Raw genomic sequence first — 12275 nt, forward strand, 5'->3', positions numbered from 1 at the left:
CAGAAGTTTGCTTATTAAACAAATCCTTTAAAAATCAAAAGGTTGTTCATTTGAGTTTGGGCGAGGATCTTTTCCTTTACGCGAACCTTTATTTGAAGATTGAAGCATTTGTTGAATTTTCTCCACAACTTGAGGAGTAAACTCCATAAGTTTTTCATACAGGTGAGCTTGGTGATCTAAGTGAATCATCTTTACTCCATGACTGCTAACTACAAGAAAGGCAATAGGCGTAATAGAGACTCCTCCCCCACTTCCTCCACCAAAGGGATGTTTCTTTTCTTCTCCTTCAGGGCTTCTTTGGCCAGGACCATGCAAATTTTGATTCTTTAATACAAACTCGCTTCCTCCAGCTGCAAAACCAAATCCCACTTTTGAAACGGGCAATATTACACTACCATCAGGGGTTTCAACAGGATCACCTACGATCGTATTAACATCTACCATCTCTTTTAAATTTTCCATTGCCGTCTTCATAAGTCCTTGAATAGGATGTTCAGACATACGTTTTCCTCCTTCAGTAAACATTATCAACTACGCACTGCTACTTTTCTTATGCCGTAAAATCTTTAAACCCGTATGGATAGCATAACCGATTCGGAATGATACCATGCACCGAAAATTAGTTGCTAATGTCATCCCTTGAAAGTGAGGTATCACTTCTATTTCAGGTCGTTTAGTCATTCTCATGTAATGAGCTAATAAACCTACAAAACTTCCCTTCATCCCCCAAACTAATCCACACCCTGATCCTGTTTTTGCCGCATCATCCAAACCTAAGTGTGTTTGCCATTCGATTGATGATATTTCTACCTTTGATAAAAAATATTCTAGAATGAGATAGAATCCAATAATTTGCTTAAGAAAATCTTGAAATAGCTCTATATCCCGAATAAAATCAAATACAGAAAACTTTTTTTCCTCGGTTTCTTCTACTCCTAATCCCTCATTCGTCTCTCTATATACAACAGAAGGACTTTCCTCATCTAAATCCAAAGCTGGAATCTTCATGGAATAACGAAGTAAACGGAAAAAGGTTTTAAAGACAATCTTTCCGTCAAAATCTTTATTCTCTTGATGAATGTCTATTTCTATTGTTAGTTTCATGAACAAGAGCATAATTAGTAATAACAGGGTGATTAACACTATAAGAAATACAATCTCCATTCTCTCCACTCCACCCGTCCAGTTTCTTCCATACTTATCGTAACCAATTTCCACAAAAAAAATCCTGACAGATAAACCTGCCAGGATGACTATTTAAATATCCTCTTCTTCAGTACGAATAACTTTTCCTTTCCTTGGTTCTAATCCGACAAAAGTATGGCCAAGTCTGTCGTGAATTCCTCTTTTTTCTGAAGAGAATGGAACGATTAAATAAAGAAGATTTGTGAAAACGAGCGATTGGTGAATAAATCGTCCCACGATTTCCCTAAAAACAACATCTAGCCACGACAAGTGTGAATTTTCATATGAATAAACCTTAATACCAAAAATTAACTTTCCTAATGTTTGACGAAAATACTTCGTCATTAATGTAAAATAACCAAATGCTGTAACTGTCGACAAGAATCCTCCTAAGGTGAAGACTCCCCAAGTTAATTCATTAACATTTAAAAGTAGATAAAAAGGAACGAGGAGAATTCCCGTTAAGCTGGATACAATGATTAAATCAACAAGATATGCCCAGAATCTTATCCAAAACCCTGCGTATCCCACAGTCTTTTCTTCAGTTCGTTGATCTTGTCGTTCAATGATTTCATGCTCAGACGGCACATGGCTATGTTCTTCATTCATAGTCTTCACCTCAATTCGTATATAAGTACATTAATTGTGGACCTTGATTTTGTTGAAACCAATTCTTAACATCCGTTAACTGATGATTATTTACCATTTGCTGAATAGACCCGCCTAACAAAGCAGGAAAGCCAACATTGGCCTCATACTCCACGACGCTAATATCTCCGCGATCAAGATCTTCCTTCATCTCATCTATCACATCTTCCAAGTGACCTAAGCCATCAATTAAACCTACGTCCAAAGCTTGAGACCCTGTATAAATTCGACCATCGGCTAATTCCAACACTTCATCGCGATCAAATTGTCTGCCTTCTTCAATAACATGGACAAATTGATCATATGCATCATCGACAAGACTTTGCAAAATTTCCCGTTCATCGTCTGACATTTCTCTTGTTGAAGACATGATATCTTTATAAGGGCCACTCTTGATCACTTCAGCGTTGATTCCCCATTCTTCTGCAAGTTCACTTACATTTATTTGTTGCATGATTACTCCTAGAGAACCTGTGATAGTTTGCGGATTAGCATAAATTTGGTCAGCAGGAGCGGCTACGTAGTAACCACCACTAGCGGCCATGCTACCCATTGATACATACACTGGTTTGCGAAAATCTTCTTGAATCTCTTTCACTTTGTCGTGAATTTCATCACTTTCCACAACTCCTCCACCTGGCGTATTCACCCTTAATACTACACCGTGAACTTCAGGGTCCTCGGCAGCATGGTCTAATTGTTCAAGGAGTAAGCGATGATCATATCCCCCTGCAAACAAACCTCCACCTGCGTCTGCTTGGATCACTCCATTTAAATGAATGACTGCTAGCTTACCTCGATCTGACCCTTCTTCTAAAGTTGTTTCATGAAACGCTTCTCCACTTCCCCCGAACACTCCTTCAATTCCTGCAGAAACATCCGTTGTAAATGTACTCACTGCAAGAGAGGCAACAAACAGAACTGCTGCTATCGATAATGCTATCCACCTTTTTAAATTCATAATATCCTCCTCTTTCCATCTTTAATTTGAACTTGGCTTGTTTCGTTTTTGTTACAATTAAGTACCCTCTAATCAACACCTACTATTAACAAAAGAAATGGTGTTAAACAATGTATACCGTTTCTCTTAATCGATCCTCCCTTTTCACATACTCAACTTCATTCCTAATACTATCCACTTATCGATCTTTTTCTGATACTATTAATGTAGAGGTCGTTCTAGGTTACTTCTTTAATACAAAGAGTTCCAAACGATCATCTTCCAATCATGAACAGTGATGAATCTAACAAGAGAAAGGGAGAATCTATGCTATGATCGATCGAAAAAAGACGTATTTATTTTACAAACCTTCCGATGAACTTGAAGAAAAAGTACAAGCCATTCGTAAAGTTGGACGCAAACACGGTTTTCAGTTAGTTGAAGATCCAAACGATGCGAATATAATTGTGAGCTTTGGCGGAGATGGAACATTCCTGCAGTCTATTAGAAAAACTAATTTCCGGGATGACTGTTTATACATTGGTGTTAATGACGGGAAATTGGGCTTCTATACGGATTTCAGTACGACCGATTTAGAAAAGATTGAATTAGGTCTGCAATCTGATAATATTGAAGTTCTCCGCTATCCTACAATAGAAGTAACTGTAGATGGGATGAAAAGTTTTCAATGTTTAAATGAATTAGCGATCCGCTCAAACATTATTAAAACATTCGCTATGGACATTTACATCGATGATATTTATTTCGAAACGTTCCGTGGAGATGGAATGGTTGTTTCAACGCCTACAGGTAGTACGGCATACAACAAGTCTTTAAAAGGAGCGGTAGTAGACCCAAAGCTAAAGTCTATGCAGTTAACAGAAATAGCTTCCCTAAACAACAATCAGTATCGAACACTAGGTTCTCCTCTTCTGCTAAGTAAAGAACGGGAACTAGTATTGAAAATCATTCAAGATGGAAACGATCATCCGATTATCGCTGCTGACAATGAAGCATTAAGTATTCGCCATTCTCACGAAGTAAGAATAAAAGTATCTGAAAAAGAAATTAAAACCTTGCGAATGAAAGATAATCTCTTTGTTCATAAAGTAAAGAGAAGCTTTCTTTAATCTGTTTACTAGGCCCCTCTAAACAAGGGGCTATTTTTTTCTTTCATACATCGTCGTGTTATCTACAATGGTTCTTTCTACTTTTACGTTAAGCCACTCATCTGGCTCTAAATCAAATAGATCACTACTGAGCACCGTGAAATCTGCTTGATAGCCTGGAGCTATCATCCCCTGTCGATCCTCTTTTACAATAGCTTTCGCACTGCCAATCGTAAATAATTGAAGGGCTTCATACAGCGATAATTTTTCTTTCTCATTATATCCAACATGATTTTCAGACGGTTTACGTCTGGTCACGGCAGCATGTATTCCTAAAAGAGGATCGATAGGCTCTATGGGAGCATCTGAACCTCCTGCACAGATAAGACCGTGATCTAACATCTTCTTCCAAGCGAAGGAGTAGTCCAACCTTTCCTCCCCAAGTCTCTCTTCAACCCAAGGGAAATCAGATGCAACAAATCTTGGTTGAATATCTAATGCGACTGGTAACTTTTTTAACCGGTCTAACAAGTCTTGATTGACAACTTGCAAATGAATCAAACGGTCTCTCTTTCCAGAAGGTACCGGATATTTTTCAATGGCCGCTACCGCATAGTCTAGAGCTAGATCACCAATGGTATGGATGGCAACAGGCATCTGTTTCTTTCTAGCTTCTTTCACGATTAAGCTCAATTGCTCTTTGCTGTGAATAGACATCCCACGAGTTTCAGGATCATCGCTGTAAGGTTCGCTGAGTAATGCTGTGCGACCTCCTAACGCTCCATCAGCGAAAATCTTGACTGAACCTAAGTCAATATAGGGATGTTGGTGATGTTCAGCTTTCTTAAAAATTTGCTCTGCAACTTCGTGATGAACTAAAAGGTTGGTACGGAACTTTCTATTTTCACCGTCAATCACTTTGAAAAACGTTTGTAACGTTTTTTCTGCATCACCATAATAGTTTAAATCTTCAGAGTGTCCCCCTGTAAACCCATGCTTAAATAGATCTTCAAGTGACGTTGAAAGAGCCTTCTCAATATAAGTAAAACCTTCTTCAGGTAGAACTTTCTTTACAAGCTCCTGAGCCTGATCATGCATATACCCAGTAGGTTCACCCGAGTCATCTCTTTCGATTAAACCACCTGGGGGGTCAATTGTCTTAGAATCAATCTTTGAAAGTTCGAGCCCTAGTGTATTCGTTGTAATAGCATGTCGACACACCCTCGTCAGCATAATAGGATGTGTTGTAGAAACTTCGTCTAAAATATATCGATCGGGCACCGTGTGATTTTGATAAAGGTTTTCATTAAATCCTTCAGCCAATAGCCATTGTCCTTCAGGAATGAATCGAGCGGCATTCGTTAAAATTTCCTTTAACTCCTTTATACTCTCTACCTCTGAAAGATCCAATTTTAACAGTTTTTCCCCATGCCCAATCATATGTAAGTGGCTATCTACAAAACCAGGGTACATTACAGAACCATGTAGATTTATTTCCTCGGAAATATCGTTGCTATGGTGCTTTAAGATATGATGATATGTTCCTACCTCTACGACGTCTCCATTTTTGACAAATACTGCATCGTGTACCTCGTCCGCTGTCCGAAGTGTTCGAACTTTTCCTCCATGCCACAATGTCCCCATAAGAATGTTCCTCCCTTGCCCTTAATCTCATTTAATTTATACAAAAATACTTATATTTTTAGATTGATATAAGTGAATATTAGTTTCTTTTTTAGTGCCCTCAATAATGGTTAACAAAGATAATCATACAGGGAGTTGGAAAGAAAATCAAAAAGAAAGGGCATCTATGAAAGATGCCCTTTATAGCCAGAATATTTTATTATTGTTGCTTATAACCACTCATTTGTTGTTCAGCCATCTGAACTAACCTTTTTGTAATTTCACCACCAACAGAACCGTTAGCACGTGAAGTTGAATCAGGACCAAGCTGAACACCAAATTCTTGAGCAATTTCGTATTTCATTTGATCCAATGCTTGTTGAACACCAGGGACTACTAATTGATTTGAACTATTATTGTTAGCCATATGTTTCACCTCCCTTGTACACATAGAATGTGTAAAGAGGAGATACTCAATACAAGAAAATCAATGGGAAATTATCCAATAAAAGGGTATTAAAATAATTTTTCGAACCCTTTATTTTCATCTATTCCTTCATGAATTTTCATGGTTTCCATTCGTTCAACTGTTTGATCGACCATCTTTTCAATATCCAAAAAACTTTCATATCTTTGTGCTTTTAAATGATTAGGCTTTGTTTTCGATTCACTTGGCAAAAAGATCGTACAACAATCTTCATAAGGTAAAATAGAAATATCATACGTGCCTATTGCCCTTGCCACATCAATGACTTCCAATTTGTCCATTGTAATTAACGGACGTAAAACTGGAATACTTGTCACTTCATTAATGGCGTACATACTCTCCAATGTCTGACTTGCCACTTGACCGAGGCTTTCTCCATTCACGATACCCTTTGCTTGATTTATTTCTGCCAGTTTTTCGGTAATGCGTAACATGAATCGTCGCATAACGGTCATTTCATAATTATCAGGGACTTGTTTATGAATAGCTGTTTGAACGTCTGTAAACGGAACGATGTGCAGGTTCATGTTACCGCCAAACTTTGTAAGAACTTTAACTAAATCTTCTACTTTTTGTTTCGCCCGTTCGTTTGTAAAAGGCGGGCTGTGAAAATGAACAGCTTCGATCGTTACCCCTCTTTTCAAAGCAAGGTAGCCAGCCACAGGACTGTCGATCCCCCCTGATAGCATTAACATTACCTTGCCACTTGTCCCTACTGGTAATCCACCGGAAGCTTTTATTACTTTACAAGTAATGTAAGCAGCTTCTTGTCGTATTTCTACTTTTAAGTGAACATCGGGATGATGGAGGTCCACAGATAAATGATTCATATTTCTTAACACATGTCCGCCAACGATTTGATTCATTTCTTGAGATCCTATAGGGAAATCTTTGTTCGTACGTCTTACGGACACTTTGAATGTTCTATTTCCTTCTGGTAATGCATCTTTGGCTGCCCACAAAGCTCCCTCACAAATAGCTTCTTTTTCCAAAGGAACTTTAACAGCGGGACTGAAAGAATGAATACCGAAAACATTCTTCAAACGATCAGAGACTTTTTCTTCATCCTCCCCATTTAATTGGACAAACATGCGCCCAAATGACTTGCTCGTTTTAACTGCTGGAAACGGCTTTAATGCCTCACGGATATTAGACTGCAACTTTTGTTCGAAAAATTTTCTGTTTTTCCCTTTTAATGATAACTCGGCATAACGGATCAGAATGTGTTCGTAATTCATCATACTTTCACAACCTTCTTCATAGTAGAAACAATGTCTTTTAGCGTTTTTACAAAATATATAGCCTCATCTTTTGTATTATCAAAAGAAAGTGATACACGAATTGCCGAGGAGGCCCTTGTCTCACTGAATCCTAATGAACTTAAAACTCGGCTTGGTTCAAAATTTTTAGATGAACAAGCTGATTTAGTGGATACATAAATGTCTCTTTCAGCTAAGGCTTGTACGATCACTTCAGGTTTCATATGAAGAATAGAAAAATTCAATATATGCGGTGCTCTATTTAAAGGAGAATTCATGACAACCCCATCAATTTCTGAAACTTCACGCTCAATCCATGTTGAAAGATCTTTTAAGGAAGCTATCTTGTCGTCAGCTTTGTCAAACGCCATTCTCAGGGCCTTCGTTAAGGAAACAATTCCAGCTAAATTCTCTGTGCCTGGTCGAAACCCTTTTTCTTGTTGACCTCCTGAAAAAAGAGGAGAGAGTTTTAGGCCTTGCCGAACGTATAATACACCATTCCCTTTTAAGCCATGAAATTTATGAGCGGAAATGGTACATAGATCTATTGAAGCATCCTTTATAGACAAAGGAACCTTTGTAATCCCTTGGACATGATCGACATGAAACACAATTTTAGGATATTTGCGTAAAATAGCACCTGTTTCTTCCACCGGTTGTTTACTACCTAATTCATTACTAACATGAATCATAGACACAAGAATGGTCTCACTTGTAATCGCATTTTCTATTTGTTCAGCACTTACTTGCCCATTCATATCAGGAGTTAAGTACGTTATGGAAAAACCATCATTTTCTAGTTCTGCCATAGCGTCATGTGTGGACGAGTGTTCTAAACTAGTCGTAATAATATGCTTTCCCCTCTTTTGAAGTTGTCTAGCTGTACCTTTAATAGCCAAATTGTTCCCTTCTGTTCCTCCAGACGTAAAGAAAATTTCTTTTGCTTCGACAGCTAATATAGATGCTACCTTTTTTCTAGCATGATTCAATAACTGTTCTGCTTCTTTACCTAATGGATGAAGTGAAGAAGGATTGGCAAAATAAGAACGAGCTACAGTAGAGAAAGTATCAATGACTTCAGGATAAGGAATAGTGGTGGCGCTATTATCAAAATATACCATTGGTTAGAACTCCTTTAATTGTTCATAGCTTTTCAACAAATTATCATAACACATTTCTAATGATACCTACAGTTTTTTGTCAACCTTTGATCTATACGTTTTCTTTTAATTTATAGTTTTCACAATGTTCCCATTTGTGATAAAATATTTTTCGGCAATCCTCTACATATTCTAAACAAATATTCACCCTATGATTTGAAACGGAGGCTTATTTATGAATAATGATCACTACTCTTTTAAAGATACACTAATGCTTGGTCTGATGATGTTTGCGCTATTCCTTGGAGCCGGAAACTTAATCTTTCCACCTGCACTAGGCCAAGAAGCAGGTACATCGGTCTGGTCAGCAATTATCGGCTTTCTCGTAACAGGAGTAGGCTTGCCTATTTTAGCCATGATTACAATCGCTAAATCAGGTGGAAACCTGCAGCAAATTTCTCAACGGGTCGGCATTCTATTTGGTTTGTTTTTCCCTTTAGCTGTTTACTTAGCGATAGGACCTCTATTTGGTATACCAAGAACTGGTTCAGTTGCCTACGAAATTGGTCTATTACCTTATTTGGCCAATGGTCCAACTCCCTTATCGCTACTTTTATTCACGACTGTTTTTTTCGGGATCAGTTATTGGCTTAGCTTAAACCCTTCTAAATTAGTTCCGAGGGTGGGGAAGATCCTTACTCCTATATTAGTTACCGTTTTAGCTATTTTAACTCTCGTGGGTATTATTCAACCTGTTGGAACAGCAACTGCCCCAACTGGAGCATATGAGACTCTTCCTTTTTTCAGTGGATTTAAAGAAGGGTATTTTACGATGGATGCCATTGCTGCACTTGTATTTGGGATTATCATCATTACAAGAATGAAAGAACGTGGAATACAGGACAGAAAAGAGTTAACAAGAAGAACTATCCATGTTGGGATCATCGCAGGTACAGGATTGATCCTAGTTTATTTGTCTTTAGCCTATTTAGGTTCTACCAGTGTTTCTCTTTTAGGATATCAAGAGAACGGTGGAGCTATCTTAACTGGGATTTCTCAAGAGTTGCTTGGATTAGCAGGGCTTCTTTTATTGTCTGTAATAATTACTATTGCTTGTTTAACCACCTCTATTGGGCTCATATCTGCATTTGGTGAATATGTTAGAACGTCTTTCCCTGTCATTCCTTACTGGGCTGCTACAGGTGTTGTAGCCTTATTCAGTTTTGTTATGGCAAATATGGGATTGACTCAACTCATTCAGTTTTCTTTACCTATGCTGGTGACAATTTATCCAATTGCTATCGTTTTAATGATCTTGACCCTTTTTGAAGAGTTGTTTCAAGGAAGAAAAGAAGTCTTTGTCGGATCTGTCATTGGTGCGGCTCTTGTCAGTGTTGGTGACGGACTGGAAGCTGCTGGACTCTTCGAAGAAGCAATTACTAATTTCTACATGGTATTCCCTTTATATGATCAAGGGATCGGATGGCTCCTACCAGCAGCCGTAGGAGGAATAATAGGTTATTTTGTTTCACATGTGTTTCAAACGTCTATTAAAAAAGCATAGATATCATTATTCCCGTTTTTTAGAGCTGCTGGCAAGGTCCAGTCTCACCATTTTTGTCGGTATATTATCGATTAAATTTATCTGAGCATCCAAATGTACTTTTTTCAAAAAAAAGCTTACCGCCGCGGCGGTAAGCTTTTAATCATTAACTTCTAATAATTCTTCTAGTATGATATCGATGGAAATGGTTCCATCCGGAGCTATGTGATCAAAATCACCAGGATATATTTCACCATTCCCCCTGCTTTTTTCAACAAATTCATCTGATGGATTAAGTTGATTAACTTCTTTTGTTGCCTCTCTCTGAATGTCTAAATCCTTGTCTAGGTTAACCTCTTCAAGAGGGTCTTCCTCAGCTTCTTCAAACTCTTCTCCATAATATTCATATAGAGAATTTTGATCATTCTCAGCCAATGAATCAGGTTCACCTTCGCTATTATTAAAGAAAGAGAAAAGAAGAAAAAGCCATATCGTCAAACATACCGTGCCTATGCTTGCCATACCTATCCAGTCTTTTCTCATCTTCGATCCCCTCTATCAACGTTGATTATGAATTAGACACAAGCAAATTTTCTTGTTCTTTTATTTTCTCTATTGCGTTAGGGTCTACCGATTCCACTGCGTCGGTGGCCATTTCCAAAGCTTCTTCGTATAAGTATCTTCTAAAACGATCTTCCGCTTGCAGTAGCTTGATATTCACTTGGTCATGATGTCTTCGATAGCGATTTCCGTATTTAATGACAGCTTCAGCTAACTTTGCTTGATCAATTGTCTTTGTTAATTTCAACATGCATTCATCCACGTGCTCTCTCGCTTTTTCCACTTTGTGATTTACTTCGTTCATAGAAATAGGAATTTGTTTTAGCTTGTATGAAGCCTCATAGAGATTCTTTTCGGCTTCATCTAATTGAAAGATGATATTCTCGGGTACTCCCGGAATATTATGCTTCCTTAAATTTTTCTGACCTTGTAAAAGAGTGGTTTTAAGTTCACTGATCGCTTCTTCTGCTTTTCTTTCATCGCTTCTTAAGTGGTTTAGGTTTTCTTTTGTCTCCTGAACTTCATTTTCAACGTTCTCCAGTTCTGCGACAAAATCCTGAGTCATTTTCCTTAATGTAGTAAACGATTGTTTGTTCTCTTCAGAAGCATCCTCAATAACTGCATATTGGTTAGTAAGTTCCTTTATTTGTTTTTCAATTTTCAGTTGTTGTTCATCGTGAGCTTCATTAAGCTGATAATTTAGCTTAATTGTTTCTGTTTCAGCACGGAGCGCTTGAAATAAACTTGGAAGCTCATACAATCTTTCCCTTAAAACAGGCAATTCTTTCTCAACAAAATTTCTTGAGAGAACTTCATGTTCTAGTTTCTCATAAATATCGTTGATTTCCTGTTCAATACTTTCTATCGGTTGAGCAGCCTCATCCAATTTCAAATGCTCTAATAATGGCAAAGAATCTTTAAGGCGTCGCTTCATATCCTCTGTTAGCCATCCAAATGAAAAGTGATGAAGAGCATATCCGTTTTGTTGCATTTCCTCTAAACCATTCTCTAACTCCTCTAATTGTTTAGGCAAATCTTTTTCAATCTTCACCAAATATTGCGGAATAAGATCAATCATACGATCATAATCTTCAAGAAATGATTGAATGGTCAACAGAGTCTCTCTTGCTTGAAAGTAATTCCCTTCTTCTGTTTGTTCTTCAAAAGAAGAAAACATATCCTGTAAACCTTGCATTTTTTGTTCTAATACACTTCCCGCTTGACCTAGCGTCCCTTTTTGTACCCATAGTTTTTTCTTCGTTTCATCAAATTCATCTTTTACTATATGGATATCTTGACGATTCTGTTCTTCACTATGTACTAGTTGATCCACTTCTTCTACCATGTCATTCATTTGCTGCTCTACTGCCTCTAATTCTTCATCTACCAATTTTATATTTTGTTTCGCCTTATTAAATCGATATTTGTTGGCAAACTCCTCAATGTCGAAAAGCTTCTCTTCCATATTTGGCAATTGCACCGTCACTATGTGATCCCACTCTTCTCGCCATTGTTCAAATCTTTCCTCTGTTTCTCCTAACATCTTTAGTCCTTTAATTTTGGACAATTCTTCTGTAATGGGTTCATTCATTAATTGGAGTTTTTTGTTTTCCAAGCGGTCTACCTCGTTGAAAACCCTTTTCCTTGACCATGCCCCATAGATAATAATAAATAGAAACAGAAGTATAAAACCATAAATGATATATAACATTATGAGGCCTCCTCTACCTGCTACACTGCTGATTATGATAATCCACCGATAAAAATTATGTTACAATATACCCGATTCAAAGAATTATTAAACGTTTAAAAAGAATACT

At 37.6% G+C, this 12275-nt stretch carries 12 protein-coding genes; 2 read left to right on the forward strand and 10 right to left on the reverse strand.

Annotated elements, in window-relative coordinates; all coding sequences use genetic code 11:
• Positions 1–27: 27 nt before the first annotated feature.
• Genes ytfJ through sppA form a run of 4 tightly spaced genes read right to left on the reverse strand, consistent with a single transcriptional unit; the run spans position 28 to position 2794 of the window.
• A complete protein-coding gene (ytfJ, locus tag CR194_RS11480; RefSeq protein WP_110609793.1) occupies positions 28–501 on the reverse strand; it encodes a GerW family sporulation protein in 474 nt (157 codons plus the stop codon).
• A gap of 30 nt (positions 502–531) precedes the next feature.
• A complete protein-coding gene (locus tag CR194_RS11485) occupies positions 532–1218 on the reverse strand; it encodes a DUF2953 domain-containing protein (RefSeq protein ID WP_110609794.1) in 687 nt (228 codons plus the stop codon).
• A 39-nt stretch (positions 1219–1257) separates the two neighbouring features.
• Entirely contained in the window at positions 1258–1794 is a 537-nt protein-coding gene (locus CR194_RS11490) for an RDD family protein (RefSeq protein WP_110609795.1), read from the reverse strand.
• A 10-nt stretch (positions 1795–1804) separates the two neighbouring features.
• The gene (gene sppA / locus CR194_RS11495; protein WP_110609796.1) at positions 1805–2794 is read right to left on the reverse strand and encodes a signal peptide peptidase SppA; all 990 of its coding nucleotides are present in this window, start codon (positions 2792–2794) and stop codon (positions 1805–1807) included.
• 311 nt (positions 2795–3105) lie between these two features.
• On the opposite strand from sppA, the gene CR194_RS11500 reads away from it, so the two are divergent.
• Entirely contained in the window at positions 3106–3903 is a 798-nt protein-coding gene (locus CR194_RS11500; RefSeq protein ID WP_110609797.1) for an NAD kinase, read from the forward strand.
• 30 nt (positions 3904–3933) lie between these two features.
• Here the strand turns inward: CR194_RS11500 and CR194_RS11505 are convergent, their stop codons facing one another.
• The 4 genes from CR194_RS11505 to CR194_RS11520 form a co-directional block, all read right to left on the reverse strand.
• The gene (locus tag CR194_RS11505; RefSeq protein WP_110609798.1) at positions 3934–5526 is read right to left on the reverse strand and encodes an amidohydrolase; all 1593 of its coding nucleotides are present in this window, start codon (positions 5524–5526) and stop codon (positions 3934–3936) included.
• 199 nt (positions 5527–5725) lie between these two features.
• Positions 5726–5932, reverse strand: coding sequence for an alpha/beta-type small acid-soluble spore protein (locus CR194_RS11510; protein ID WP_110609799.1), 207 nt, complete (start codon positions 5930–5932; stop codon positions 5726–5728).
• Positions 5933–6021: 89 nt separating this feature from the next.
• Positions 6022–7230, reverse strand: coding sequence for a tRNA uracil 4-sulfurtransferase ThiI (gene thiI / locus CR194_RS11515; protein WP_110609993.1), 1209 nt, complete (start codon positions 7228–7230; stop codon positions 6022–6024).
• On the reverse strand, positions 7230–8372 hold the full coding sequence (locus CR194_RS11520; RefSeq protein ID WP_110609800.1) for a cysteine desulfurase family protein: 1143 nt from the start codon (positions 8370–8372) through the stop codon (positions 7230–7232). Before CR194_RS11520 ends, thiI begins: the two co-directional genes overlap by 1 nt.
• A gap of 214 nt (positions 8373–8586) precedes the next feature.
• Between CR194_RS11520 and brnQ the strand changes: the two genes are divergently transcribed.
• Positions 8587–9915: a branched-chain amino acid transport system II carrier protein gene (brnQ, locus tag CR194_RS11525; protein WP_110609801.1), complete on the forward strand. Its 1329-nt coding sequence runs from the start codon at positions 8587–8589 to the stop codon at positions 9913–9915.
• Positions 9916–10053: 138 nt separating this feature from the next.
• Here brnQ and CR194_RS11530 read toward each other — a convergent pair whose 3' ends face one another.
• Entirely contained in the window at positions 10054–10437 is a 384-nt protein-coding gene (locus CR194_RS11530; RefSeq protein WP_110609802.1) for a hypothetical protein, read from the reverse strand.
• 25 nt (positions 10438–10462) lie between these two features.
• Positions 10463–12166 (reverse strand): septation ring formation regulator EzrA, encoded by a 1704-nt coding sequence (gene ezrA / locus CR194_RS11535; RefSeq protein WP_110609803.1) that lies wholly within the window; start codon positions 12164–12166, stop codon positions 10463–10465.
• Positions 12167–12275: the final 109 nt, after the last annotated feature.

The sequence above is a fragment of the Salipaludibacillus keqinensis genome, assembly GCF_003226325.1.
GTDB classification, from domain to species: Bacteria; Bacillota; Bacilli; order Bacillales; family Salisediminibacteriaceae; genus Salipaludibacillus; species Salipaludibacillus keqinensis.

Excerpts from the sequence above, each read along its gene's own strand:
- ytfJ (WP_110609793.1), bottom strand. The coding sequence starts at position 501 with ATGTCTGAACATCCTATTCAAGGACTTATGAAGACGGCAATGGAAAAT.
- CR194_RS11490 (WP_110609795.1), bottom strand. The coding sequence starts at position 1,794 with ATGAATGAAGAACATAGCCATGTGCCGTCTGAGCATGAAATCATTGAA.
- sppA (WP_110609796.1), bottom strand. The coding sequence starts at position 2,794 with ATGAATTTAAAAAGGTGGATAGCATTATCGATAGCAGCAGTTCTGTTT.
- CR194_RS11500 (WP_110609797.1), top strand. The coding sequence starts at position 3,106 with ATGATCGATCGAAAAAAGACGTATTTATTTTACAAACCTTCCGATGAA.
- CR194_RS11505 (WP_110609798.1), bottom strand. The coding sequence starts at position 5,526 with ATGGGGACATTGTGGCATGGAGGAAAAGTTCGAACACTTCGGACAGCG.
- CR194_RS11510 (WP_110609799.1), bottom strand. The coding sequence starts at position 5,932 with ATGGCTAACAATAATAGTTCAAATCAATTAGTAGTCCCTGGTGTTCAA.
- thiI (WP_110609993.1), bottom strand. The coding sequence starts at position 7,230 with ATGAATTACGAACACATTCTGATCCGTTATGCCGAGTTATCATTAAAA.
- CR194_RS11520 (WP_110609800.1), bottom strand. The coding sequence starts at position 8,372 with ATGGTATATTTTGATAATAGCGCCACCACTATTCCTTATCCTGAAGTC.
- brnQ (WP_110609801.1), top strand. The coding sequence starts at position 8,587 with ATGAATAATGATCACTACTCTTTTAAAGATACACTAATGCTTGGTCTG.
- CR194_RS11530 (WP_110609802.1), bottom strand. The coding sequence starts at position 10,437 with ATGAGAAAAGACTGGATAGGTATGGCAAGCATAGGCACGGTATGTTTG.
- ezrA (WP_110609803.1), bottom strand. The coding sequence starts at position 12,166 with ATGTTATATATCATTTATGGTTTTATACTTCTGTTTCTATTTATTATT.